The organism is Streptomyces sp. NPDC012466 (assembly GCF_042955215.1).
GTDB lineage: Bacteria > Actinomycetota > Actinomycetes > Streptomycetales > Streptomycetaceae > Streptomyces.
Genome location: NZ_JBIBEQ010000001.1, coordinates 578,587 through 605,186, shown reverse-complemented (window position 1 = coordinate 605,186; position 26,600 = coordinate 578,587). Strand labels below are relative to the sequence as shown.

Below are 26,600 nucleotides of genomic sequence, written 5' to 3'. Positions count from 1 at the left end.
AGCTCCACGCCATGGAACACGAGGCCGCCGAGACGTTTGCCGTACACGTGCTGCCGATGGGGCACGTGGCCGACTACGACGACGAGGACATGGCCGGCGAGGCCGACCTCGCCGCGGACGCACTACGGCGCATGGGCGGGCGCCGTGTCGACCCCGTCTTCCAGGGTGACGCCGTCCGGTCCCTCACCGAAGCCGACGCGGCACTGGCCCACTGGGCCGGGGAGCAAGGAGACGAGGAGCCCTGCTCGTCGGCGCTCCTGTGGTTCGGTCACGGCCGCGCGGCCGCCCTCGGTTCCGTGCTGCTCGTGCCCGACTCCGAGGAGCGCAATGCCCGGGTCACGCCCGACATGGTCGCGCACCACGTCCACACGGAGCAGCAGTCGCGGACGTACGGGGAAGGTCACTGGGCGCTCGTCGTGTTCGAGGCGTGCAACTCCGAGAACTTCGCCGAGGACGTCGCCCAGAGGTTCAACGGGACCGGGCAGCCGAGGGTGCGGTCGCTGCTGCTGATCGCCACGGGCAAGGCGGCGGCCCAGGGCTATCTGGGCACCTTCCGCCGTGTCCTGGAGAGTTTCGTGAACAGCAAGACTTCGCACGACGAGGTCTTCACCCTGCGCGACCTCCAACGTCACTTCGCCGACAGCGGTTGCTACGCGCGGCTCGTCGGAGACGACACGCACGCCGAGCTTCGTCTGCTCCTGCCCGACCACGTGCCGCTGGTCGGCGCCACGTCGGTTGCCGACCAGCGGCGCGAGCAGAGCCGTTTCGACCAGGAGCCCGGTGACCCGCCGCAGCGAAGAGCTCCGGACCGGGGCGGATTCCTCGAAGTGGTGCACGACTTCACCGGCAGGGCCAGGGAGCTGCAGTCGGTCGCCGACTGGCGCGATACCCCCGGGGCGCCGGCCGTGTTCGTGGTCACGGGCCCGCCCGGCACGGGGAAGTCGGCACTGCTCGGCGAGGCCGTGCAGCGGTGGATACACCGCGGGGGGCCCGGGCCAGAGGGCGCGGACGCGCAGCCGAGCCGGGCCGCGCACATCGGCAGCGGTGGCCCGGGCGAGGGGCCGAACTACGGAGAACTCCCGTACGTCGCTGCCGTGCTGGCACTCACCGGAAGCACGCCTGCCGATGTCCTCCGGCGCCTGGGCGTCGCGCTCGGAACGGCCGCCGACGGAGCCGACGGGGAGAGCTCCGGCGACGTAGCCCCGGCAGTCGAGGGCTTACGCCGCCGCCTCGGCGAACTGGCCGGCGCCGTCCCGGCCTCGTGGGCGCCGACCCGGGCACTGATCGTGGCCGACGCGCTCGACGAGGCCAGGGACCCGCTGCGCGTCGCCGCACTGTTGCGGGACCTCACCGCGATACCCGGCGTCCGGCTCCTGATCGGTACCCGCCCTTCCCCGTTCCCCTCGCTTTCCGGCAGCGGCCGGGCCGACCTGCTCGAAGTCCTCGGCGCCGGTACCGGAGACGCCGAAATCCTGAAGCTCGCACCCGACCCCACGGCCACCCGCGCCCGCACCGAACGCGGCGTACGCCAGATCCTCCTACTTCATCCGGCCGGAGACGCGGACTGGCAGGAGACGGTCGTCGGCAGGATCGGGCAGGCTGTCGCCTCGCACGTGGCCGACGGGTCCTGGCAGTTCCTCCAGGCCGCCCTGGTGCTCCAGGAGATCGAACAGCGCCCCGGCGTCCTGTCCGCCGACCCGCAGGCGCGCACCGCCCTGGACCACATGCTCGCCCGTGATCAGACGGGCCTCTTTCGCGCTGCCGTGGCGCGCATCACCGCGGGACTGCCGACGGCCCGCCCCCTGCTCCGCGCCCTCGCCTATGCCCACGGCCGCGGCCTGCCACTCGCGGACGGCATCTGGGCGCGGGCCGCCGCCGGTATCGCCGGGACCGGGAGCCGCGTCGACGACCAGCAAATGGAGTTGTTCCTGAACCGTGCGGCCGCCTACGTCCTCATCGACGGTGAGGACAGGCGCAGTGTGTACCGGCTGGCGCATCGCACCTACGCGGAGGAACTGCTCACCGACAGCGCACCGCACGACCGGCAGGCCATGCTCGCGGCCCTGTTGGACCTGGCGGCCGACCAGGCCCACGAGGGAAACCCGTTGAGCCCGCACCTCGCCGCGCGGCTCGCCGAGTACGCCGCCGACTGCGGCGCGGCAGGGTGGGCGGCACTGAGCCGGCGGCCCGCCGTGATCGATCGGCTGGACCCCGCTTCGTTGAGCACTCTGGCGCTCACCCCCGGCCCCGGCACCGGCACGATGCCCACCGAGCTGCCGGTCGAAGTGCTGGGGACGGTCGCATCGGCGCATTTGATCAAGGTGTCCCAGCTCGGCGACCGGCCGGCGCTGCGCCAGCTCGGCGGACTGCGGGCGGCCGGAGCACTGCACGAGGCGGGGCCCGACGCCGCTTGGGAAGTGTGCTGGGGGGAGCTGCTGCGGGTGCCCCTGCACCTGCGCCTCGGCGGCCCCGACGGTGTGGTGACGGCGCTGGCCGCGCGACCGGACGCCACCTGGCTGGTGACGGGCTCCCACGACGGCACGGTCGTGGTCTGGCAACCCTGGCGGGGCCACGTCCCGGTCCGGCTCCTACGGGGATGCGACAAGCCGGTGTCCGCACTCGCCGTACTCGCCGACGGGCCGGCCGGTCCGGGGCTGCTGGCCGTCGCTCACTGCAACCGGACGCTGCAGCTGTGGGACACCGGCGCCGAGCACCCCCGGCCGCGGGCTGTGGAGACCGACGAACTGGTCACGGTGATGACGGCCCTCCCGGACGGGACGCGCCGGTGCGTCGTCGCCGGCGAGGTCGGATTCCTGGCACTCCTCGGCCCGGACGGGTCGCTGCAGCGTGCCGAAACGCCCTTGGCCGCCACCGATGTGGTGGGCCTCGCTCCGGTGCCCGGCTCGGTCGGGCAGCAGCTCGTCGTAGCCGCGTATCAGTGCGGACTGCTGAGTGTGTGGGACACCGGCGGCCCCGTGCCGGTGCTGGTGCACCTGCGGCGCGCACGGACGGGGCTGTCGGGCTTGACCTGGGTCACGGACCCCACGGCGGGCCCGCGGATTGTCACCGTCTCGGACGACGGCCACCTCGGATACTGGCGGGTCGAAGCAGGCGACTGCGGGCCGGAGATCGTCGCGGATTGGCTCGGCTTCGGGACCGACGCGGAGTGCACCGGACCCCGGGTGCTGGCCACGCTGCCTGTGTCCGAGGAGAGCCGCGTGCCGGTGCTCGGAGACGAAAGGGGCCGTGTCCGGGTGGTCCTTCCGCCCACCGCGGACGCAGCTCCCGCAGGTGTCGAGATCTCGACGGGCACGAGCACGGGCACGATCACGACGATCGGTGCGTTGCGCGGACCGCACGGCCGGGCGGTGCTCGTGACGGCCGCCGAACGTGATTCCACCGTGCACTTCTGGGACCCGCAGGCCGTCGCACCCGACGGTATCGCCGCTTCGGTGGATGCGCCCTCCGCGGTCAGTGGGCTGCGACGCTACGTCCTCCCGGGCGGCAGGGAAGCCCTCGTCGTGGCCGAGCAGCGAGCGGGAGGCACCGTCGAGCGCGTGCTTGACGCGGCCGACGGAATGGAACTGACCGATGCCGCACCGCCCGCTGACGAAACCGGCGCTCGACCGGCACCCCTGCCCGGAGGCGCCGAGGACCTGCACGGACGTGTCATGGGGTGCGTCGACGTGGTCGGCCTCGACACCGCTCGCGGTGTCCGGGGGAGGGCCACGGCCGGACGGGACGGCACCGTGGTGCTGTGGCGCGAGGACGCTCACTGGCGGCCGGTCCGCACCCTTCGGCTGGGAGCACCCTGCCTCCGGCTGGCATCGCTCGGGGAGGGACGCCTCGCGGTCGCCATGGACGACGGGATCGCCGTACTCAAGATCAATCCTGTCGTGTGGGCCACCGATGGCAGGGGAACGGAGGACACGCATGCCTGACGAGTACATCAACGACCAGCTGCACAACCTGTTCACCGGCAACAATGCGGAGCACGGCCGCTACACACTCGTCGGCACGGTCGATGAGCTGATCAAAGGCCGGCTGCTGCACTTCGTGCTGCGGCGCAAGGACCACGGCACCGACGTCCGGGAGGTGGCGCTCTTCCTCAACGTCGACCTGGCGGGCGGCGACCTGTGGGACCACGAGGTGCGCAACCTGCTGCGGCTGAAAATGCTGGGCCATCCCGCCCTGCCGGACATCGTGGACGGCAGCTTCGACCGCAGGTCGAAGGTCGCCTTCATCATGACTCGACTGGAGGGCCAGCCGATCGCCCGGGACTGGCGCTCCGTGCTGGAGGGCTGGGCCAAAGCCCACCCCGTGGTGGCCTTCGAGCAGTTCAGCCTGCTGGCGGACGCTCTCAGCCAGCTGCACGGCACCCGGATCATGCATCGCAATCTGACGCTCGGCGCCGTGCGGATGAAGCAGCAGCCGGAGAACCCGTCGAGAGCGATCCTGTCGCTGGGCCGCTTCGAACTGAGCGCGCTCCTCAACAACTTGCTGCACTCGGTGCACGGCCCGAACGACAAGACGAAGTACGACGAAGCCGTGCAGGCTCTCTTCCTCACTCCGTCGGGAACCATGAGCAAGGCCCACCATCTGGCGTATCTGGCGCCGGAGAACCACCCCGCGGTGTTCTGCGACGTCCAACTGCGCCGCCTGGATCACGGCAGCACCGATGTCTTCGGGCTCGGTGTGCTCGGCTGGGAGTTGTTCGTCGGCCCTCTGGTCGACCGACTCCCCGAGGACTGTGCTGTGGTGGAGGCCGCCGAGGGCGACGAACTGCCCGCGGCCCTGGCCCGCCTGCACACCGCCATGCGGCGCGAGCTGAGCCTGGCGACGAAGCTGCCCCGCGTCCTGAAGTCGGCCCTGCTCGACATGCTCGACCCCTCGCCCACGGTCCGCAGTTCGTCCTTCGAGGCGTCGGCGGCGCTCCAGCGCGACTGGTCGGGCATTTGCAGCGCACTGGATCCGACCCCCAGGGACACCAGGCCCCGGCTGGTGGCGTTCATGCCCGAGAGGTCCGTCGTCACCATCTACGAACAGCGCAACTGGACGGACCACAGCCCCGACACCCAGCAGGGCTGTGACGAACTTCAGGCCTTCCTCGAGGAGGAACTGCGGGAGGCCGATCTGGTGCACTGCCAGGGCGGCGGGGTCGGATTCGTGGAGGGAGACGCCGCCTCGCTCGCCGAGGCCGAGTGGGTGCTTATCGGCCAACAGGCCGTGTGGTTCTGCTCGTTCCTCTATGACCGGAACTCGATGGGCGAGCGCATCACCACGCACACCGACACCCTGGTTATCAGGTATCTCGCGGACCGGCGCTTCGCCTCCGAGGTCGTGGCGATTCGGCCGAAACGCCGCGTCGGCAAGATCGACCTCGTGCCCTTCCAGACGGGCCACCCGCTCGACGACGTTCAACACGGCAGGCCGTCCTGGGAGGAGCTGACCAAGGCGGTACAGAACACGGGGCGGGGCGAACAGGACACACAGGTCCAGGAGATGCTGCGGGCCGTGTCCTTCATGCTGGACTACCAGAGCGCGGCGCTGCGCGCCCGGCAGTATCCGTTCTTCTTCCGCAAGGCGAATGACGGCCGTTTCGTCCTGACCTACGACAAGAGCCGCGACCGCAGATGGTTGCACGGCGACGAGCTGCTCACGGCGTATTGCGCCGATCCCAGGCGTCGGCCCCTGCTCGGCGACTTTGCTCGCGGCCTCCTCGCCGATGACGACGGCATGATCGCTGTGGGGCCCGACCGGCCCAACCCGCGCTTCAACGCCGAGACCCCCCGTTTCCGTGTCCTGGAGCGACTGGACGCCGATTCCATCGTCGTGGAACCCACGCGCGGCAGAGCGGAGCCGGAAGAGAGGGGCTGGCTCAGACCCTGGGGTGACCACGGCACCGACGTCCAGCTCCGCAGGGAGGTTCGTGGGCTGGCGGCACTGCGGCAGAAGGCCGGCCTGGCCCGGGTCCTGCACACGCCCAGCTCCATCGAGCTGCGCAGCCGGCGGGGAGCGACACTGGAGATCCCGCCGCGGCCCGGCGAGAAGCCGCTGCGCGGCAAGGCTCCGCAGATCATCGCCGACATGCTGCGACTGCACCCCTTCTACGCTCTTCAGGGCCCTCCCGGCACCGGCAAGAGCACCGTCGTCGCCCACGCCTTGCGGGAGTTCCTGCGAGCGGAGCACGGCGCCCGGGTGCTGGTGAGCGCGCAGTCCAACGACGCGCTGAACCAACTGGCTGTCAAGTGCGTCGAGTTGCTGCAACCGGTGATCGAGAATCAGTCCATTCTCATTCTGCGTGAACTGTCCCGTACCCAGGACGGTTCCGAGCTGCCGAAGGAACTTCGGGGCTTCACTGCCGAGGCGATCGCCGGAGATCTCGTCGACCGCATCGAGAAGCGGGTCGAGGACGGCAGTCAGGGGGCTCGCAACGCCGCCGAGGTGGCGCTGATGGCCCGATGGGGCGACGTCGCGCGGGAGAACCTGGTCGAGCTGACCGAGCGCATTCGGGCCGGCGCCGACATCGTGCTCGCCACCTGCTCGATCGCCGGCACCCTCACCGACGACGTCGGCGATCCCGTCTTCGACTGGGTCATCATCGAAGAGGCGGCCAAGGCCTGGCCCACCGAGATCATCATGCCGCTGGTCCGCGGTGTGCGATGGACTCTGGTCGGCGATCACCTGCAACTGGGCCCGCACCGCGCCCAGGATGTCTCGAGGTTTCTCGAGAGCCTCGGCAAGCACAGAGACGAGAGGATCAAATTGCACTACGCGGCGCGCGAGAAGTACACCAGCTTCATCCAGATGTTCGCCACGTTCTTCCGTGGGCGGGAGGCGAACCAGCGCGCCGATGCGGCCAACCCGGTGGACACCCTCGACACCCAGTTCCGGATGCACCCGGACATCGCTCTGCCCTTCGCCCGGGCCTTCTACCCCGGCACCACCGCCACCGGCACGTTCCTCGACCCCGACCCGCAGATCAAGGAAATCCACAAGGCCACCAAACCGGCCTATCTGAAGGGCGCGCCCCTCGTCTGGCTGGACACCTCCAACCACCCGAACTGTGGTGACAGGGGCTACTGGTGGAACGAGGGAGAGGCCGAACTCATCCGGGAACTCGCACGCGACCTCGGCCTCGCCGACGACCGCGATCCCAAGAAACTGGCGGTGCTCGCCCCTTATCGCCGGCAGGTGAGGGAGCTGGACCGCGGGTTTCTGGAGAAGAGGGTGCACACAGTGCACTCGTTCCAGGGCGGGCAGGCGAAGACCGTGATCGTCTCGTTGGTGCGTAGTACATCGAGAGGCCCTGGATCACGGCAGAACGTGGGACACACGGCCCAGCCCGACGTGGTCAACGTGATGCTGTCCCGGGCACAGCAACTGCTTGTCGTCGTGGGCAACCTGACGCATTTCGAACACCACGGCGGAAAGGACTGGCAGACGGTGATCGACACCTTCAGAGAAGTAGGCGCGATCGTCGACGCGGTGACAGGCGAGATCGTGAGCGGGCGGAGGGTCGCCCCGTGACCGGTACCGTCCTCGTCGCGATTCCCTGCCGCGTCGTCACGCTCCGGATGGAACTCGGCCCCGAGGACGGCGCCTCCACCCTGGAGGAGCTGGTGCTGCGGGCGGTGGCCGCCGGTCGGAGGACTGTCCGGGACCTCGGAGCGCTGTTCTCCCTTCCCAACCGGCTCGTTCTCGATGTGGTGCACGGTCTGTGGAGCAGCGGGCTCCTTGCCGTCGACTTCTCCACCAACACCCTGGTGAACACCCAGGCGGCCCAGTCGGTGCTCAGCGAGCATGACGGTGGCGGTGCGGCCGCCAGCACCCTGCTGTCCCGCAGGTTCCTCTTCGACCCCGTGACGGCTGCCGTGCTGCCGCACCGCGAGGGCATGGACCGGGTGCCGTACGGGGCCGTTGCGATGCCGCCCGCGCGGGGCATCTCGGAGACCGACATCCCGCAGGCGGATCTGCTGCGCGCGGTACGGGAAGCCGTCCGTACCGACCAGCGCCGGCACGGAGAGCGCCGACGGGTGCTGAACGTGTCGTTCGCCAATCCGCTGCTCGGCTCGCCGGAGGCGCTCCACTGGAGCACGGTGGAGGTCACGGTGAACCGAGACCCCACCACGGGCCTGGTGACCGCCACGCCGGAGCGGATGCCGCAGGGCTGGGGCAGACGTGCCGTGCAGCTCTTCCAGGCCAGGGTCGGCGAACTCGTCCGCAGCCGCCCGGACAGCAAGTTCGTCCAGCAACTGCTGTCCCGCGAGGTGCTGGCAGTCGTCCCGCCCGAAAGCCTGCGCTCCATGATCGTCGGCCTGGATCAGCGGGCAGAGGGCTTGACCACCATCCCGTTCGACCAGATGTCGGCCCGACACGAGGAGTTGAGCTCTCTCGCCAGCCGGGTGAACGAGCAACTGGCGGAAGCCCGGCGGGCCCGGTGTTCCGTCAGTGCGGTGGCCCCTGGGGCGGGTGTCGGCTGGGTGCTGACGCATCTGATCGAATCAACGGCGCAGCAGCTCGTCATGGCCCTGCCGCACATTACCTACGACGCGCTGCACCGGATCCTGCACTCGCTGGAGCTCGCCGCGAAACGGGGCGTCACGTTGGTTTTCCTGTGGGGCAGCCACCAGTCCGCCCAGCTGGAGGGCAAGGTCGCCACGGCCCTTTACGACCTGCACGCGCGATTCCCGGGTCATGTGCTGCTGGAAGAGCGCAGCAGCAGCAGTTCCGCCTCGGTGGTCATCAGCGACAACCGGTACGCCTACGTCGGATCCCATAGCGTTCTCGCCACCAACACCGGGGCCGGGGTGCTCGTGGAGCCGGCCGAGGGCAGCGACGAACCCCCGGACTGCATCACGGAGCTGCTGAGCTGGGCTCGACGGACCTACCCGTACTGGGAGGCGGCGAGCAATATTGCCCTCCTGCCCACCGACTTCGACCGGCGCCAGCGGGGCGTACGGCTGCCGTCGGCCACCGTCGGCCCGCGCCACGACGTTCCGCTGCCCACGCTGACGGAGACGTGGAAGGACGACGAGGTCGAGTCCCGCACGAAATGGTCGGCGGACTGGGGCCGGGCCCTGCGTGAACTCACCGACGCGGTGGAGGGGGTGTACCGTGGCGCCCCCGTGGTGCGCGCCGTCTGGGACGGCTTGTACGTCGACCTCGTGCACAACGCCATAGGCGGTGCCACCGAGTGTCTCGCCGTCACCGACGACTCCGCTGAGACCGAGGCGTGCACCGACGCTCTGGGCCGTCAGCTGCTGAGGCTCAGGGACAAGAACGTGACAGTCCACCTCCAGCACCCGCCGCTCAAGGACGGGCACCGTCCCGCCAAGGCCTACGCGGATCTGCTCACCCTGTTGTCCGCCGAACGGACGCTGCGTACAACCAAGGCCCGGGCCCGTGCGGTGCTCTCCGACTTCGAGACGATCGTCGGCAGCTACCGCCCGTTGGGTAACCGCTCCATCAACCCGACGCGGGGACAACCACCCACCGAGCTCGGGCTGCACATCATGAACTCGGACTTCGCCGCGGACTTCGCCAGGGAGCTGGGCATCCCCGACTGGTTCGGTGTCGCCGACACCGCCGGACCGCCCGCCTACCTGCCGCCCCTGCCATCGGTCTCCGCGGTGCCCGCCGACTACGACGACTGGACGCTGCTGGACGACCGGCTGAACGCCGACACGCCGCCCGAGCGACTGCGCAGGGAAGCCGCGGTCCTGCTCCGCCGCTCGCAGGATGGCGGGGAGCGCCGGCGAACGTGGGGCCTGTGGTTGCTGTACGACGCCTGGCAGCGGAACGCCTTCATGGAGGCGTACCTGCTGGCCTCGCTGCTCGGCGACGGTGAGGAGATGCCGGTGGATCTGGCGGCCGTGGCCGTGCCTCTCGAACACGGCCCTCTCGGCGAACAGCTCTACTTCAGCGCTCTGGAACTCGGCGAGGCCGGGCCCGGACACCGTACGGTCGCCGTGGTCGGCGCGGTCGCCGAAATGCTGCTGCACGGGGGGGACGTCGGCCTGTTGGTCTGGGAGGAGGTAATGTCCGGCCCCGGGCCCAAGGCCGCAGGCCCCCTGCCGTCCACATGGCGCCGCCTGGCACACCAGGCGGCGGCGTGCTTCCGTGAGACGCGGGCTCCCGTACCGCTGCCGGACATCAACGCCTGGGCGGACGCACAGGAGCGGTCTGCGGAGGTACGGCTGGGCTGGGAGCGACTGGCTGCCGGCGCCCGGGACTTCGAGCGGACCGACCACCGCTTCAAATTCCAGGACGGGCAGCGCATGCACCGGGCGATGTTCCGGCCGGGAGGCGTCTTCGCCGGCCTGCTGGACATGGCGAAAGGTAAGGCGACGACCGACTTCAGGACGCAGACCGCCGCTGAACTGCCCCGCACTTCTCTCGACGCCCGCGTTTACATGGACCAGCTCGCGACGGACCTGGGTCTGCGAAAGGTCGAGTGGAGCCACCACCTGAGCTACGCGCGACGAATCGCCGAGCTCATGGCGGAGGCGCATCGCCTCGCGCGGCTGTCGGCGGCCAGGGACGAGCGCGGCACGACCGGCTCAGGACCGGCGATGCTCCCGAGGCTTGAGACCGCGCAGCTCGAACTCGCCCGGTTCCTGGACCGCGAGTGGCACAACCTGCTCGACGAGGCGGACGGTCTGGGAAAGCCGGCGCTGTACCCGGCAAAAGCGCTGTTGAGTGAGCTCGCGTCGATGCCAGTGGTCGGAAGGGAGGACACGTGAACGGGGTCCCGAGAGATCTGCTGGAGACGTGGCCGAGCAGATTCCATTTCCCGGATGTGCTGATCGCCCTGGTGGCGCGTGGCCCGGACGGCACACAGCCCGCGGCCGGCCCGGCAACAGAGCTCGACGCCGGGATGCTCGCCGACGCCGTCCTCGCGCACATCGGTGGCCTGTCGCCGCGCGCGACGTTCGACACCCTGCTGGACCGGGGCGAGCACGACGCGGCCGAGCAACTGCTCAAGGATTGTGCGGACTTGCGGGAGCACGACGGCGAGCTGCTGAAACGGAGGCTGGAGTCGGCCAGGGCCGGCAGTGCGGAGGTGGTGCGGCAGCGCCTCGCAGCGCTGACGAGACGAGCGGAGGCCGCCGGTGTGCCGGTCGCCACGCTCGACACGACCGTGCTCGTCGAGCGCGCGCGGTCGCGGCTCACAGAAGCCGAAGAGGTGCTGAGCCCACTCGAGAGTGACCTCGGCCGACAGGTGGAGAAACTCGTCACGGAACTGGAAGAAACCATCGCGCGACAGGAGCGGGAGGCCGCCGGTCCCGCCGCCTCCGCGGAGCAGCCCGCCGGTGAGGGCCTCGCCACCGAGCGGGTGCGGTCGTTGCTGGCCGCGGGCGAACTGGTCAGCGCCCGCGCGTTGCTGAACAGGGAGCCCATTGGAGCGCCCGTCCCCGAGGCCGTGACACCGTTGCCCGTGTGGGAGGGGAAGTGGACCGAGGAAAACCTGCTGGAGTATCACCTGAACCGGGCGGTGCGCAGGCCGCCGGAGTTCCTCGCCTGGCAGGCTGCCGACGACGACGCCAAGCAATTGCTCGTCGCCTTCGACCACCTCTCCCGCCAGCCGTCCGCCGAGGCGGCGGAGGACTTCGCCAACGCGCTCGGACGATTCCTCGGCGCGCCTGGTGAGGGAGCCGTGGCACGGCGTATCGAGGGCGGCTGGTTCACCTTCTTCGACGGTCTCTTCGACAGTGAGCTGTTCGCCGGCTTGCATCCGACGGGGCGCGTCGATCTCTTTGTCGCCGACCCGGAGACGACGGTCGCACAGCCGACGCTCGCTGCGGATGGCCCCGTCGTCGCGGTTGGCCCAGGGTTGGTGGTCACCGGCTACACCGACCGTCAGGCCGTCGCCGTGCTCAGCTTGCGGGACGTGCTCAGGCTCGCCGTGTTGCGCGCCGACCGGGCGGCCGCTCTTCTGGGTGTCCTCGCGCGGCAGTGGCCCGTGGAAGTACTTATCGGCGACAACCGCGCGGCGCTGGACAAGATCCTCGGGGAAGACCCGGACACGGCTTGGCGTACCCTGCGCTGGATCACACGCCTGTCGCTGGGCGGGGGCGCCTCCGCGGTCCAGGTGATGGAGAACTGCACCGGCATGGACTCCGGGCTCCTGTGGGTGATGCTGCGCCACGCCCAGGGGTTGGACCTCAGAGCCTCTCGCGACGGGCTGTGGACGGCCCGGAGCGGTGGCTGGCGGAAGGACGAAGCCCTGCTGCACGCCATGAGGGCCGAGCTGCTGACCCGGTGCGGCGAGCCGGCGGCGCAGGCCGCCTGGTGGGCCGCCCTTACCGTCTGCGACGACCGGGACGGAGGCGTCACCCGAGGGGACGTGGCGGACTGTGCGGAGGTCTGCTCGACGTGGACGGCCGCCAGAGACCGGGTCATGACAGGGCTCCCGGCGCTGGAGGCGCGTGGTCTGCTCCTGCCCGTGCAGGATGCTGCAGAGCCCGGGAGCGGGTTCGCCGCGGCGGACGAGAACGGCACCAACCGGTTCCGGGTGCCGCTCAGCGGAGCTGTACGAGCGTTGATGCCCACTGCAGAGCGGGAGCTGACGGCTCTGCTGGAGGAGATGGAACGTGCCGAGAAACCCCGTCCGGGGGAGGTCGAGGCCGCCGGGAGCGCGGAAGACGGCGAGGCGGCGATGCCGGCCTGGACGGTCTGGCACCGCAACCGCTTCGCTCCGGTCCCTTCGTACGCCGCGTACATCGAGGCGGAGAAGCGGGGCGCGGGCGCGGACGAACTCGCGTCTCTCGCGGTCGCGGCCGATCGTGAACTGCGAGAAGCCTCCGCCGAGGAGCTGGTCGCCCGTGCGGAGCCGGAGGCCACGGACCTGAGCCGGGTCATGGCCACCCTGGCCGCCGAGTACCAGGTGCAGTACGGAACGGTCCGTCTGGACCTGCGCTGTCCGGCGTCGCTCTGGGTCGACGTGCCGGAACCCGTACTGCGCGCGGTGCTGTACGAAGTGTGGGACAACGCGGCGGAGGAAGTCGCAGACCGGGGCGACGGGATGGTGCAGGTGGTGGTGACGCTGGACAGCCCGGAGGTCCTTGTCAGGGTGCAGGACAACGGACCCGGACTGCCGGCCGAGGCCCGCGCCCGGAGGATCTTCCAGCCGGAGTGGACCAAGCGCGGAGCGGGCCGAGGGTGGGGCCTGCCCCGGGTGCGGAAGTTCCTGCGGTCACTCACCACCACGACGGTGGAGGCGGACGTGGAAGTCGTCAGCTCCTCGCATCCGGCCTTGACGGGTGCAGCCCTGCAACTCGTGCTGCCGGAACGGGAGGCCGCCTCCCAGGCCGGTCACTGATTCAGCGGCGCAGCTCCGTGAGCGCCGTCTCCGGCAGCCGCAGATACACCAGCGACGACACCAGGCAGATCACCGCCACGTACCAGGGGAACAGCCCCGAGTGCCCCTGCTCCTTGAACAGCGTGCCCACGTACGGGGCCGTGCCGCCGAAGAGGGCCACCGTCAGGGAGTAGGGGAAGCCGATGCCCGCCGCCCGGACCCGGGGCGGGAAGATCTCGGCGTTCACGGCCGCGCTGATGGAGGTGAACCCGGTCAGCAGCACCATGCCCGCGCACTGCACGAGCAGCAGCACGGCGAACGAGTCGCGCAGGGTGTGCAGCAGGGGCACCGCGAGCAGCGCGAAGCCCAGGCCGAAGAAGAGCAGCAGGGGACGGCGGCCGAAGCGGTCCGAGAGCAGGCCGCCGAGCGGTTGCAGCAGGGCGAAGAAGGCCAGTGAGATCGTGCCGGCGAGCAGGGCGTCCGCCTTCTCCACACCGGCGTTGAGTTCGGCGTACGTCGGCAGGTACGACGTCCACGTGTAGTAGGCGATGGTGCCGCCCGCCGTGATGCCGCCGATGAGGAGCGACTCGCGCGGGTGCCGCCGCAGCGCCTCGAAGAGGCCCGGGCGCGGCGCCTGCCGCTGCTCGGCGCTGCGGGTCTCCTGCGCGCCCTGCCGGATCCAGAAGCCGACCAGGCTCAGCAGGGCACCGAGCACGAACGGGACCCGCCAGCCCCAGCTGTTCATCTGCCCGTCGTTCAGCGTGTCCACCAGCAGCGTCGCGATGCCGGAGGCGACGAGTTGCCCCACCGTCGTCGACACGTACTGGAAGCTGGAGAAGAGACCGCGCCGGCCGGGGCCCGCCGACTCGACGAGGAAGGTCGTGGAGGCCGCGAACTCGCCGCCCACGGACAGGCCCTGGAGCAGCCGGGCGAGCACGAGGATCACCGGCGCGAGCACGCCGGCCGTGGCGTACGTCGGGGTCAGTCCGACCAGCAGGCTGCTGCCGCCCATGAGCAGGATGGTGACCGTCAGCGCGGCCCGCCGTCCGTGCCGGTCCGCGACCGCGCCCATCAGCAGTCCGCCGACGGGCCGCATGAAGAAGCCGACCGCGAACACCGCGAACGTGGACAGCAGCGGCACCAGCGAGTTGTCCGCGCTCCTGGGGAAGACCTGGCCGGCGATGTAGGTGGCCAGAAACGTGTAGGCGTACCAGTCGTACCACTCCACCGCGTTGCCCACGGAGGCGGCGAGGAGCTGGCGAACGGGCCGTTTCGTCGGCGGGGAAACCGTCTTCGTCTCTGTCACGCCCCTCACCCTCCCCTGGCAACGCCCCGGCACACCTGGCGTACCGGCGACTTTCACACGAGTGTCACGCGCCCCTTCCTTGTCGTTTGGTGTCCCTGAAACACTCCTTCCGCGCAGATTCCGTCACGTTCCGGCCATCCCGTACCTCAGGATGAGAGGTCTGTCCTTCATGTCCGAAGTCAACCGGCGCCGCTTTCTCCAACTCGCGGGTGCCACCACGGCGTTCAGTGCGCTGTCGGCCAGCATCCAGCGCGCCGCCGCCCTTCCGGCGAACCACCGCACCGGGTCGATCCGGGACGTCGAGCACATCGTCGTCCTCATGCAGGAGAACCGTTCCTTCGACCACTACTTCGGCACCCTGAGAGGAGTCCGCGGCTTCGGCGACCCGCGTCCGGTCACCCTCGGCAACGGCAAGCCGATCTGGCACCAGGAGAAGGACGGCAAGGAGATCCTGCCGTTCCACCCGGACGCCGACGACCTCGGCATGCAGTTCCTGGAGGGCCTGCCGCACTCCTGGCCCGACGGCCACCAGGCCTACAACGGCGGCTCGTACGACCGGTGGGTACCCGCCAAGGGCACCACGACCATGGCGTACCTGACCCGCGAGGACATCCCCTTCCACTACGCCCTCGCCGACTCCTTCACCGTCTGCGACGCCTACCACTGCTCGTTCATCGGCTCCACCGACCCGAACCGCTACTACATGTGGTCCGGCTGCACGGGCAACGACGGCACCGGAGGCGGCCCGGTCCTCGGCAACGACGAGCTCGGCTACGGCTGGACGACCTACCCCGAGCGCCTGGAGCAGGCCGGCGTCTCCTGGAAGATCTACCAGGACATCGGCGACGGCCTCGACGCCCAGGGCTCCTGGGGGTGGATCCAGGACGCCTACCGCGGCAACTACGGCGACAACTCGCTGCTGTACTTCGACAAGTACCGCACCGCCCAGCCCGGCGACCCGTGGTACGACAAGGCCCGCACCGGCACGAACGCCAAAGCCGGAGACGGCTACTTCGACCTGCTGCGCGCCGACGTCAAGGCCGGCAAGCTGCCCCAGATCTCCTGGATCGCCGCCCCCGAGGCCTTCTCCGAGCACTCCAACTGGCCCTCGAACTACGGCGCCTGGTACATCGCCCAGGTCCTGGACGCCCTCACCTCCAACCCGGAGGTCTGGTCGAAGACGGCCCTGTTCATCACGTACGACGAGAACGACGGCTTCTTCGACCACGTGGTGCCTCCGCTGCCGCCGAAGGACGCCTCCCGCGGCCTGTCCACGGTCGACGTCTCCCTCGACCTCTTCCCGGGGGACGGCAAGAACACGGCCGGCCCGTACGGCCTCGGCCCGCGGGTGCCGATGCTGGTCGTCTCGCCCTGGAGCAAGGGCGGCTACGTCTGCTCCGAGACACTCGACCACACCTCGATCCTGCGGTTCATGGAACGCCGCTTCGGTGTGCGCGAGCCCAACATCTCGCCCTGGCGCCGCGCCGTCTGCGGTGACCTGACGGCCGCGTTCGACTTCTCCCGCAAGGACCCCCGCCCGGCCCCGCTGCCCGGCACCGACGACTACGAGCCGCAGGACCGCGAACGGCACCCCGACTACCGGCCGACCCCGCCCGCCGACCCGCGCATGCCCCGGCAGGAACGCGGTCTGCGCCGCGCCCGGCCGCTCAAGTACGCCCCGCACGTGGACGCCTCGGTCGACGCGGCCGCCGGGAAGCTCACCCTCACCTTCGCCTCCGGCGCGAAGGCCGGCGCCGCCTTCCACATCACGTCCGGCAACCGCGCCGACGGCCCCTGGATGTACACCACCGAGGCCGGCAAGACGCTCTCCGACACCTGGAACTCGGCGTACTCCGCGGGCTCCTACGATCTGACCGTGCACGGCCCGAACGGCTTCGTGCGCGTCTTCAAGGGCTCGAACAGGACGGCCGGCTGCGAGGTCACCGCCCGCCACACCGGCGACGACATCGAGCTGACCTTCACCAACAAGGGCTCCGGCACGGCCCGTCTGAAGCTCTCCAGCGGCTACGGCGGCCGGCCCTCGACCGTCACCGTCCGCCCGGGCGCGAAGGTGCGCCGGACGGTGGAACTCGCCGCCAGCCGCCGCTGGTACGACCTGACCGTCACCGCCGAGGGCGACAAGGCGTTCCTGCGGCGGTTCGCGGGACACGTCGAGAACGGGCAGCCGGGGGTGAGCGACCCGGCGATCATCACCGCGTAGCCGCGGTGAGGTGCCCCGGATCGTGCGGCCGGGGCACCAGCGCCGGTTCGGCCGCGGCCGAACCGGGTTCCAGGGCCAGAACGGCGGCCACCGGATGGTCGTCGTCCACCGGAACGGCCGCCGGCGTCGCCCGGCTGAGCAGCACCACACCCCAGGTGGCCAGGCCCGCCCCGGCGAGCGCGAGCAGCACGCCCGCGGGCCCGCCCTGGAGGCGTTCGCCCAGCAGCGACAGGCCGATCACCGCCGCGGCCAGCGGGTTGGCCAGGGTGACCATCGCCAGCGGGCCGCCCAGACCGCCCCGGTACGCCGTCTGCGACAGCAGCAGCCCCCCGGCCGCGAAGGCCGCCACGAGCAGCGCCACCCCGATCACCTGGACGCTCAGCACCGGTCCGGTCCGGTCCGTCGCGGCCACCGTCACGGTCTGGGTGAGGGCGGAGGCGACGCCGGACGCGAGGCCGGACGCGGTCGCGTGCCGCAGTCCGGGACGGGCGCCGGGCCGGGACAGCCCTCCGATGAGCGCCGCGGTGGCGCCCGCCACCGCCAGCGCCTCGGGAACGCTCAGCACATCGTCCGGCGCCGGACCGGACGCCGTGACCAGGACCGCGCCCAGCCCCAGCAGCGTATGTGCGGTGCCCTTCCACTCGACCGCGCTCACCCGCCGTCCCGCCATCCGCGCCCCCATGGGCACCGCCGCGACCAGGGTGAGCGCGCCGAGCGGCTGGACCACGGTCAGCGGACCGTACCGGAGGGCGACGACGTGCAGCAGCGCGGCCGACGCGTTCAGCCCGACCGACCCCCACCATGCGCCGCTGCCCAGCAGCCGCAGCGAGCCCGCACCGGGGGAGCGGGAGGCGAGCCGCTCCTGGGCGACCGCCGCGGCCGCGTAGGCGACGGCGGAGACGAGGGACAGGGCGACGGCGATCAGGACGGCGTTCACCGGCCGGCTCCCACGAGCGTCCGCTCCTCGGCCTGCGCCGGCGCGGGCACGCGCGCGCCGTCCGCCGTGGCCGCCGTGCGGTGCGGCCGGCGAAGCGGGGCGGCAGTCCCCGCGGACGAAGTCCGGGGGGCGATCACGGCGAGCGCCAGGCCCAGCAGGGCACCCGCCACGATCGCGTCGAGCCAGTAGTGGTTCGCGGTGCCGATGATCACCAGCAGCGTCAGCACCGGATGGGCCAGCCACAGCCAACGCCACCGCGAGCGGGTCGCGACGATCAGGCCGATCGCCACCATCAGCGCCCAGCCGAAGTGCAGCGACGGCATCGCGGCGAACTGGTTCGACAGGGAGTCGCTCGCGGGATCGCCGTACACCGACGGTCCGTACAGACGCGCCGTGTCCACCAGGCCGGTCGCGGCCGGCATGCGCGGCGGGGCGAGCGGGAACAGCAGATGCAGCACCAGCGCGGCGGCGGTGAGCGCGGCCAGGACCCGGCGGGCCCAGACGTAGTGGGCCGGGCGGCGCAGATAGAGCCAGACCAGGAAGGCGGCGGTGGCCGGGAAGTGGACGCTCGCGTAGTAGGTGTTCACGACCTGCACCAGGCCGTCGCCGTGCAACAGCAGGGATTGCACCGCCCCCTCGTCGGGCAGGTGGACCGCTCGCTCGAAGTCCCACACGCGGTGTGCGTTGCGGAAGGCCTCGCCGGTGTGGCCCGTGGCCAGCTGCCGGCCGAACTTGTAGACGAGGAAGAGCCCTGCGACGAGCAGGAGCTCCCGGACGAGCGGCGGTCGCGCTATCGCGTCGGACCCCGCCGGCGCAGGCTCGGTGCGGGCATTCATCCCCCGGCCCCTTCGGTGACGGTGGTGCTGTTATCGGTACGGGAGCGTACCGATACGCCAGTGTACCGATACGGTCGCGTACCGGTACACTGGTGTATCGATAGACGTACGACACACCGCCGGCCGGGAATTTTCCGGCCGCCCGACGAGAGCCAGGAGCACCGCCCATGACGTCGCAGGCTGCGGACCGGCCCGAGCCGGTCGGTGTCACGCGCCGCTCCAAGATCACGCCCGAGCGTGAGCAGGAGTTCTACGACGCCGTGCTGGAACAACTGGGTGAATGCGGCTATGACTCCGTCACGATGGAGGGCGTCGCCGCCAGCACCCGGTGCAGCAAGTCCACGCTCTACCGCCAGTGGAAGACCAAGCCCCAGCTCGTGGCGGCGGCCCTGCGCTCCCACCGGCGTACGCGCTGCATCGACACCGGCTCGCTCGCCGAGGACCTGCGGGAGGCGGCCCGGGCGGCGGGCGAGCTGTCGGGCCGGGACACCAAGCTGCTCCAGGCGCTCGCCCACGCCGCCGGCCAGGACCCGGAGCTGCAGCGCGCGTTGCGTGAGGCGCTGGTCGAGCCGGAGATCGCCGCGCTGAAGGAGATCATCCGGCGCGGGGTCGAACGGGGAGAGGTGCCCGCCGATCATCCGGCGCTGGAGTACATCCCGGCACAGCTGCTCGGCGTCCTGCGGGTGCGGCCCGTCCTGGAGGGCGAGTGGGCCGACCCGGACTACCTGGTCCGATTCGTGGAGGCCGCCGTGCTGCCGGCACTGGACCTGACCTGAGACCCGGGCCGCCGTCCGCCGGATGACCGGACGGTGGACCGACCGCGCCGACCCGTGGGGACGGGGGCGGCGCGCACCCCCCGGCCGGGTGGGGTGCCCCTGTGAGCGGCTGAGCGGCAGGGGCGCCCCACCCGGCCGCTCGGTGTCCGGGGCGCCGGGCGTCAGACGTCCTGGCCGTTGCCACCGCCCTTCGACACCTTGATGCCCTTGGTGATCTCGTCGAGCACGGTCTCCTTCTGGTCCGCGTCGACGCCGAACCGCACGACGACCATCTGCTTCGGGTTCGCGGGGGAGGGGAACGCGAGCGACTCCACGATGCCGTCGGCGCCCTTGCTCGTCACCGCCTTCCAGCGGACGAAGTAGCCCTTCTGCCCGGCCACGGTCACGGCCTTGGAGTCCAGCACGTCGTGGGAGGTGATCCCGCCGTAGGACTTGCCCCCGTAGGACTCCTCGGCGTTCGCCGCGATGTCCGCCTTCGCGATCTCCTCGGCGGTGTCGCCCTTGGTGCCGAGGGCCAGGGCCGGTGCCGAGTAGGCCCCGCCCTTCATACAGGTCGAGGAGGTGTCGCCGGGGCACTTGTAGGAGGCGTCGGACGTCACCTGCGCGCCGGCGTTGGCCTGCTGGCCGTACCAGCCCTTCGGTATCGGCAGACTGATCCCGCTGAGCGCGTCGGTCACCGACCCGCTGCGGATCTTCGGCGGCTCGGACTGCTCGGGCTGCGGACTCTGCCCACCGGAGCCACCGCCACCGCCGGAGCCGCCGTCACCACCGGGGCCCCCGGACCCGCCGGAACCTCCGGATCCACCCGGCCCCCCGCCCTGGCCCCCGGGTGCGCCCGGCCCGCCCGGTCCCTGCGAGGTGGGCGAACCACCCCCGCCGCCGTTGTCCGTCAGCGCGTACACGCCCACACCGATGCAGGTGAGGACGACCACGGCCGCGGCGACGGCGGCACCTATGCGCAGCCGCCGCCCCTTTCCGCCGGGAGGCGCGGCGGGGTAGGCGGGATAGGCGGGATACCCGGCGGCCCCCGGGTACGCGCCACCGCTCGCCGGCCCACCGGCCCCGGGCTGCCCGACCGCCCCCGAAGCCCCGACGGCTCCAAAGCCCCAGACGCCTGCCGGCTGCCCGGGGCCGCTCGGCTGCCCGCCGCCAGCCGGGCCCCAGGCGCCTGCGGGCTGCCCGGGTCCGGTCTGCCCTGGCTGGCTCGGCTGCCCGGCGACACCCGGGCCCCAGGCGCCTGCCGACTGCCCGGGTCCGGCCTGCCCGGCTCCGCTCGGCTGCCCGGCGGCACTCAGGCCTTCGGAGCCTGCGGGCTGCCCGGGTCCGGCCTGCCCCGACCCGCTCGGCTGTCCGGCGGCGCCCAGGCCTTCGGCACCCATCGTCTGCCCGCCCGCAGCCGGGCCCCCGGCGCTCGTCAGGTGCCCTGTTCCCTGCCCCGCGGCGCGCGTCGGCTCAGCTCCCGGTGTCCTGGCGTCGGTCGGACCGGCTCCCGGCGTTTCGGGGCCAGTCGGCCTCCCGGCGTCGGTCGGTCCGCCTCCCGGCCCGTCGGCGGCAGCCGGATGCTCCGCCGGTGCCGGGGCCGCCGAGGGCGCCGTGTCGTCCGGTGCCGTCGATGCCCCGCCAGGGGGCGTCCGATCCGTCGGTGCGGTCCCGGCGGATGCCGGGGCCGTCGGGGGACCCCAGGTCGCGGGCGGCCGGGCCGGGCGGATGCGGTCCGTCCAGGCCTTGCCGTCCCACCAGCGCTCGGTGGCGGGCCCGTCACTTGTCTGTCCGGGGTCGGCGTACCACCCGGGAGGAGTCTCCTGCGTCATGCCCCCACCGTATGAGGCGTCGGTGAAAGAGGCATGAGAGGAGTCGGAACCGGCTATTCCAGGAGCAGCCGCGTGGGCTGCCGAGCCGCCGGTGGCGGGAGCCGCAGTCCGTCCCGCCCCGGTGTCACCGACCCCAGCACGCTGGGACGCCGGGCCCCCGTGCTCGCCGGTTCCGTGCCCGGCAGCCCGTGCAGGGTCAGAAACCCCAGCACGGCGAAGGCGTACGCCTCCTTCGCGTCCGACGGCAGCCCCAGCTCGTCCGACGTGCGCACCGGCACCCCGCGCAGCAGCTTGGCGAGCATCGCCATCAGCACCGGGTTGCGCGTCCCGCCGCCCGAGGCGATGACCTCCGTCGCCGCCACCGACCCCACCGCGTCCGCCACGGTCCGGGCCGTCAGCATGGTCAGCGTGGCGACGACGTCCTCGGCCGCCAGCGTCCCGAACCCCGCCAGCGCGTCCCGCAGATGACCGAGGTGGAACAGTTCCTTGCCCGTCGTCTTCGGCGGGGGCAGCGCGTAGTACGGCTCCTCCAGCAGCCGGTCCAGCAACGGCCCGTGCACCCGGCCCCGCGCGGCCAGCACCCCGTCGGTGTCGTGGGCGAGCGCCCCGCCGCTGAACCCCCGGGCCGCCGCGTCGATCAGCGCGCAGCCCGGCCCGGTGTCGAAGGCCGTCCCGTCGGGCGCGGTGAGGTTGGCGATCCCGCCGATGTTGAGCGCGACAGGCCTGCCCGGCCGGCCGCGCAGCCACAGCAGGTCGACGAGGCTGACCAGCGGCGCGCCCTGCCCGCCCGCGGCGATGTCACGCGGCCGGAAGTCGGCGACCACGGGCAGCCCGGTCGCCTCGGCGATCCAGGCCGGCTGCCCCAGCTGGAGCGTGCCGTGGACCTGTGCGCCGGCGACCCAGTGGTAGACGGTCTGCCCGTGCGAGGCCACCAGATGGGCCCGCCCCGCGCACAGTTCGCGGTCGGCCCGGACCGCGACCGCCGCGAAGGCCTGCCCGATCAGCGTGTCCAGCCGGCACACCTCGCCCAGCGTGGTGGTCCCCGGCGGCAGCGCGGCGGCCAGGGCCTCGCGCAGTTCGTCGTCGTACGGCCGGCTCACCATGCCGAGCGGCTTCAGCACCAGGCTGTCGCCGACGAGGTCCAGATCGGCCGCCGCCGCGTCGATCGCGTCGTACGACGTGCCGGACATGAGACCGATCACCCGCACACGATCACCCCGATCCCTTCATCCGCATCCGCTCAACCAGCCCCCTCCGACACCGTCTCCGGCGCCGCGGCCCGCCGCGCGGGCGGCAGCGTGAGCAGCGCCGGCACGCTCACCGCGCACGCTGCCGCCGCGTAATACGCGGGGACGTCCACGCTGCCCGTCCGCTCGATCGTCTCCGTGATGATGAGCCCGGCACAGCCCGAGAACACCGCATTGGACAGCGCGTAGGCGAGTCCCAGCCCCGTGTACCGCACCCGCGTCGGGAACATCTCCGACAGCATCGCCGGGCCCGGTCCCGCCATCAGCCCCACCACCGCGCCCGCACCGCACACCGCCACACCCTTCACGGTGTGCGAAACGCCGGGCGTCTGCAGAAGGTTGAGCAAGGGCACCGCGAGAACCACCACCAGCACGGCCCCCGTCAGCATCACCGCCCGCCGCCCGAGCCGGTCGCTGAGCAGCCCCGCCGGCACGATCGTCGCGGCGAACCCCAGATTGGCCAGTACGGTCGCCACCAGCGCCTGCTGGAACGTCGCGCCCAGCGAGCTCTGCAGATAGGACGGCAGCACCACGAGGAAGGTGTAACCGGCCGCGGCCCAGCCCATGATCCGTCCCGCACCCAGCGCGATGGCCCGGACCACCTCCCGCGCGGGGGGAGTCTCCTCGGACCGCTCTGCCACGAACGCCGGCGTCTCCTCCAGCCGCAGTCTCAGCCACAACGCCCCCAGCCCCAGGGGCAACGTCAGCAGGAACGGCAACCGCCAGCCCCACGCGCCCAGCTGCTGCTCCGTCAGCACGGTGGCGAGCAGCGCCGCGGCGCCCGCGCCGGCCAGCAGCCCCAGCGCCACCGTGAGCGACTGCAAGGATCCGTACAGCCCGCGCCTGCCCGGTGGAGCGAACTCCGTCATCACCGACACCGCACCGCCGAACTCCCCGCCCGCCGAAAGCCCTTGGAGCACCCGCAGGAGTGTGAGCAGCCAGGGCGCCAGGGCACCCGCCTGCGCGTAGGTGGGCAGTACGCCGATGAGTGCCGTCGCGACCGTCATCAGTGTGATCACCAGGACCAGCACCGGACGCCGCCCGACCCGGTCGCCCAGTCGGCCGAAAAGCGCCGCCCCGACGGGCCGGAAGAAGAACGCGAGCGCGAAGGACGCGTACGTCTTCACCAGAGCCTCGGCCTCGCCGCCGCCCTCCGGCGTGAAGAACCGCGCCGCGATGATCGTCGCGAAGTAACCGTAGACGCCGAACTCGTACCACTCGATGAGATTGCCCACCGACCCCGCGATCAGCGCCCGCCTGCCGCGCCGGGTGTCCCGTTGCCGCTGAATGAACGTCACCTCCCGTGACTTTGCCCGCCGTTGAACCCAAGGCGGCTGGTGACGGGCCGAGTGCGTCGCCCTGCCGCACCCGGTGTCACCCGTCACGGCAAGAGGTGCCCCGACCATCCTCCACTCAGGCAATCGGACGGCTACGCTCGACGTCTGTACGTCGTTCGGGCGACTTGGGGAGGTAGCGGGATGACGGAGGTACGGCCCACGGCCGCCGCCTCGGCTTCCCTGTGGGAGCGCGACGAGGAGGTCGCCACCGTCACGCGGGCGGTCGACGCCCTGTGCGCGGACCGCTCCTCGTCCGGCGGACTGCTGGTCTTCCGCGGCGAGGCCGGACTCGGCAAGACCGCGCTGCTGGCCGAAACCCGCCGCATCGCGGAGGCCCGCCACTGCACGGTCTGGTCGGCGCGCGGCGGCGAGACCCTCAGGTCGGTCCCCTTCAACGTGGTACGGCAGTTGCTGCAGCCGGCGCTGGTGTCGATGTTGCCGGAGGAGGCCCGCGAGTACCTCGGCGACTGGTACGACATCGCCGGCCCCGCCCTCGGCATAGTGGACCCCGGAGACCGGCAGGCCGACCCGCAGGGCGTGTGCGACGGCCTGGTCGCGGCCGTGCGCCGGCTCGCCCGCCGGGACTGGCCGCTGGTGCTGCTGATCGACGACGCCCACTGGGCCGACCAGGAGACCCTGCACTGGCTCGCGGGGCTCGCCGAACGCCTCGACGAGATGTCCGTCCTGGTCGTCGTCACCCGCCGCCCCGGGGAGGTCTCCGGCGCGAGCGCCCGCCACCTCGACACCGTCGCCGCCGCCGCGGACGGCCCCGCCACCACCCTGAGCGCCCTGACCCCGGACGCCACGGCCGGGCTCACCCGCGCCACCCTGGGCAAGCACGCCGACGCCGCGTTCTGCCGCGAGGTCTGGGCCGTCACCGCCGGAAACCCCTACGAGACCGTCGAACTCCTCGCCAAGGTGCGGGACAGCGAACTCGAACCGATCGAGGCCCGGGCCGGCGAACTGCGGGAACTGAACCGCTCGGCCCGCGGCGGCGGCCTCGTCGCCCGGCTGGAGGAACTCGGCATCGACGCCACCAGGTTCGCCTGGGCCGCCGCCATCCTCGGCACCAACATCTCCGTCGACCTGGTCGCCAAGCTCGCCACCCTGCGCCCGGACGACGCCCGCCGCTGCGCCGAACTGCTGCGCACCGCCCGCATCCTCACCGAACCCGATCCCGCGACCGGCCGCAGCGCCGACGGCGACCTGGAGTTCGTCCACCCGCTGATCGCCACCGACGTCTACAACTCCATCCCCGACGCCCTGCGCACCGCCATGCACGGCATCGCCGCCCGCATCGTCACCGACGAGGGGCACGGCGCCGCGGCCGCCGCCCGCCACCTCCTCGAAGTCCACCCGGACGACGACGAGGAACTCGTCGGGCAACTGCGCGAGGCCGCCCGCGAGCACCTCGCCGTCGGCGCCCCCGACGCCGCCCGCCGCTGCCTGGAACGGGCCCTGAAGGAGCCGCCCCGGCCCGAGTCCCACCCGCACGTGCTCTACGAACTGGCCGGGGCGACCTTCCTCACCGCGCCCGCCCGCACCATCGGCCATCTGCGGGCCGCGCTCGCCATGCCGGGGCTCGACGGCGACCAGCGGGTGGACGCCGTCTTCCGGCTCTCCCAGGCGCTGCTCCACAACGACCAGTTGGAAGAGGCCGTCCGCACCGTCGAGGCGGAGACCGCCCGGCTCCAGCCCGGTCCGGCCCGGATGCGACTGCAGGCCGCGCACTTCATGTGGGAGGGCCTGCACGCCGGCGAGGCCACCTCGCCCGGCCGCTCCGAGCGGCTCGCCGACCTCGCGAGCACCTGCACCGGCCGGGACAACTCCGAACGAGCCCTGCTCATCCTGCGCGGCTTCGACGCCCTGATGCACGGCGAGAACGCCGAGGAGGTCGCCGAGTTGTGCGACCGCGCCCTGGTGAACGGCCGGCTGGCCCCCGGACTCGGCTGGACCGACACCGAGTGGGGCATCGAACTGCTGCTGATGCTGGCCAACGCGTACGGCTTCACCGACCGCCTCGACCGCGCCGAAACCCTCTACAACGAAGCGCTGCGCGCCTACGAGACGGCCGGCTGGAGCGGCGGCCACCTCGCCCTGGCCCACGCCTACGTGGGGATCGGCCACCGCAGGCGGGGCCGGCTGAAGGAGGCGGAGGCGTCCCTGCGCGAGTCGCTGCGCCTCGCCGAGCGCGTCGGCCGCGGCCTGCCCCTGTACTGGTCCGCGACCTGCAGCCTCGTCGACACCCTGCTGGCCCGCGGCCATGTCGAGCAGGCCTGGGACGTCGCCGAACGCCACGGTTTCGCCCCGCCCTACCCGTCCACCATCGTCCTGCCCGACCCGCGCTCCGTGCGCGGCCGGCTGCTGCTGGCCGTGGGACGCACCAAGGACGGCATCAACGAACTGGAGGCCGCCGAGAAGGCGGCGGCAGCCCGCGGCCACCACAATCCGGTGCTCGTCCCCTGGGCGACCGACCTCGCCCGCGCCCTCAGCACCGAGGACCCGGACCGGGCCGCCCGGCTCGCCGTCGACGTCCGCCGCCAGGCCGAGCGCTTCGGCACGGACACGGCCATAGGAGAAGCCCTGCGCTGCGCCGCCGACCTGGAGACCGGCCAGCGGGCGGTCCGGCTCTACGCCCAGGCCGTCACGTACCTGGAGGCCTCGCCCTGCCAGTACGAGCACGCGGCGGCACGCATCGAGTACGGCATCGCCGCCCGCTCGGCGGCCGACCTGCGCCGCGGCCTGGACCTGGCGGTCTCGTGCGGGGCCGACGGACTGGCGGAGCGGGCCCGGGCAGCGCTCAGGGGCGGTGTCGGCCCGGCGTAG

General features: G+C 71.9%; 13 protein-coding genes and 1 pseudogene. 7 read left to right on the top strand and 7 right to left on the bottom strand.

Annotated features, from left to right (window positions below; all coding sequences use genetic code 11):
* Positions 1–11: 11 nt before the first annotated feature.
* The 4 genes from ACFY9E_RS02725 to ACFY9E_RS02710 are packed head-to-tail and all read left to right on the top strand — an operon-like array spanning position 12 to position 13,324.
* Entirely contained in the window at positions 12–3,941 is a 3,930-nt protein-coding gene (locus tag ACFY9E_RS02725; RefSeq protein WP_390978665.1) for a hypothetical protein, read from the top strand.
* A complete protein-coding gene (locus ACFY9E_RS02720; protein WP_390978663.1) occupies positions 3,934–7,530 on the top strand; it encodes an AAA domain-containing protein in 3,597 nt (1,198 codons plus the stop codon). The genes ACFY9E_RS02725 and ACFY9E_RS02720 overlap by 8 nt, the downstream gene beginning before the upstream one ends.
* A complete protein-coding gene (locus ACFY9E_RS02715) occupies positions 7,527–10,745 on the top strand; it encodes a hypothetical protein (protein ID WP_390978662.1) in 3,219 nt (1,072 codons plus the stop codon). Before ACFY9E_RS02720 ends, ACFY9E_RS02715 begins: the two co-directional genes overlap by 4 nt.
* Positions 10,742–13,324 carry an ATP-binding protein gene (locus ACFY9E_RS02710; RefSeq protein ID WP_390978660.1) on the top strand — a complete coding sequence of 861 codons (2,583 nt, stop codon included), beginning with the start codon at positions 10,742–10,744 and terminating at the stop codon, positions 13,322–13,324. Before ACFY9E_RS02715 ends, ACFY9E_RS02710 begins: the two co-directional genes overlap by 4 nt.
* Position 13,325: 1 nt before the next feature.
* Here ACFY9E_RS02710 and ACFY9E_RS02705 read toward each other — a convergent pair whose 3' ends face one another.
* Positions 13,326–14,609, bottom strand: a complete 1,284-nt coding sequence (locus ACFY9E_RS02705; RefSeq protein WP_390978658.1) for an MFS transporter — start codon at positions 14,607–14,609, stop codon at positions 13,326–13,328.
* Between the two features lie 169 nt (positions 14,610–14,778).
* Between ACFY9E_RS02705 and ACFY9E_RS02700 the strand changes: the two genes are divergently transcribed.
* The gene (locus ACFY9E_RS02700) at positions 14,779–16,830 is read left to right on the top strand and encodes a phosphocholine-specific phospholipase C (protein ID WP_390978656.1); all 2,052 of its coding nucleotides are present in this window, start codon (positions 14,779–14,781) and stop codon (positions 16,828–16,830) included.
* On the opposite strand, the gene ACFY9E_RS02695 is transcribed toward ACFY9E_RS02700, so the two are convergent.
* Together ACFY9E_RS02695 and ACFY9E_RS02690 are read right to left on the bottom strand one after the other, a co-directional pair.
* Complete coding sequence (locus ACFY9E_RS02695) at positions 16,820–17,767, bottom strand: hypothetical protein (protein WP_390978654.1); 948 nt, start codon at positions 17,765–17,767, stop codon at positions 16,820–16,822. The genes ACFY9E_RS02700 and ACFY9E_RS02695 overlap by 11 nt on opposite strands.
* Positions 17,764–18,603 carry a phosphatase PAP2 family protein gene (locus ACFY9E_RS02690; protein ID WP_390978652.1) on the bottom strand — a complete coding sequence of 280 codons (840 nt, stop codon included), beginning with the start codon at positions 18,601–18,603 and terminating at the stop codon, positions 17,764–17,766. The genes ACFY9E_RS02695 and ACFY9E_RS02690 overlap by 4 nt, the downstream gene beginning before the upstream one ends.
* A 167-nt stretch (positions 18,604–18,770) precedes the next feature.
* On the opposite strand from ACFY9E_RS02690, the gene ACFY9E_RS02685 reads away from it, so the two are divergent.
* A complete protein-coding gene (locus tag ACFY9E_RS02685) occupies positions 18,771–19,379 on the top strand; it encodes a TetR/AcrR family transcriptional regulator C-terminal ligand-binding domain-containing protein (protein WP_390978650.1) in 609 nt (202 codons plus the stop codon).
* 161 nt (positions 19,380–19,540) lie between these two features.
* On the opposite strand, the gene ACFY9E_RS02680 is transcribed toward ACFY9E_RS02685, so the two are convergent.
* The 4 genes and pseudogenes from ACFY9E_RS02680 to ACFY9E_RS02665 all read right to left on the bottom strand — a co-directional run bounded on the left by ACFY9E_RS02680 (position 19,541) and on the right by ACFY9E_RS02665 (position 23,735).
* Positions 19,541–20,758: a hypothetical protein gene (locus ACFY9E_RS02680; protein ID WP_390980262.1), complete on the bottom strand. Its 1,218-nt coding sequence runs from the start codon at positions 20,756–20,758 to the stop codon at positions 19,541–19,543.
* Between the two features lie 351 nt (positions 20,759–21,109).
* Positions 21,110–21,190: pseudogene (locus ACFY9E_RS02675) on the bottom strand (DUF2510 domain-containing protein); the annotation flags it as partial.
* A 53-nt stretch (positions 21,191–21,243) separates the two neighbouring features.
* Positions 21,244–22,398: an anhydro-N-acetylmuramic acid kinase gene (locus ACFY9E_RS02670; protein WP_390978648.1), complete on the bottom strand. Its 1,155-nt coding sequence runs from the start codon at positions 22,396–22,398 to the stop codon at positions 21,244–21,246.
* A 32-nt stretch (positions 22,399–22,430) separates the two neighbouring features.
* Positions 22,431–23,735, bottom strand: coding sequence for an MFS transporter (locus tag ACFY9E_RS02665; protein WP_390978646.1), 1,305 nt, complete (start codon positions 23,733–23,735; stop codon positions 22,431–22,433).
* 180 nt (positions 23,736–23,915) lie between these two features.
* On the opposite strand from ACFY9E_RS02665, the gene ACFY9E_RS02660 reads away from it, so the two are divergent.
* Positions 23,916–26,600, top strand: a complete 2,685-nt coding sequence (locus ACFY9E_RS02660) for an AAA family ATPase (RefSeq protein WP_390978644.1) — start codon at positions 23,916–23,918, stop codon at positions 26,598–26,600.

Coding starts and splice junctions, on each gene's coding strand:
- ACFY9E_RS02720 (WP_390978663.1), top strand. CDS start 3,934: ATGCCTGACGAGTACATCAACGACCAGCTGCACAACCTGTTCACCGGC.
- ACFY9E_RS02700 (WP_390978656.1), top strand. CDS start 14,779: ATGTCCGAAGTCAACCGGCGCCGCTTTCTCCAACTCGCGGGTGCCACC.
- ACFY9E_RS02725 (WP_390978665.1), top strand. CDS start 12: ATGGAACACGAGGCCGCCGAGACGTTTGCCGTACACGTGCTGCCGATG.
- ACFY9E_RS02685 (WP_390978650.1), top strand. CDS start 18,771: ATGACGTCGCAGGCTGCGGACCGGCCCGAGCCGGTCGGTGTCACGCGC.
- ACFY9E_RS02660 (WP_390978644.1), top strand. CDS start 23,916: ATGACGGAGGTACGGCCCACGGCCGCCGCCTCGGCTTCCCTGTGGGAG.
- ACFY9E_RS02680 (WP_390980262.1), bottom strand. CDS start 20,758: ATGGGTGCCGAAGGCCTGGGCGCCGCCGGACAGCCGAGCGGGTCGGGG.
- ACFY9E_RS02690 (WP_390978652.1), bottom strand. CDS start 18,603: ATGAATGCCCGCACCGAGCCTGCGCCGGCGGGGTCCGACGCGATAGCG.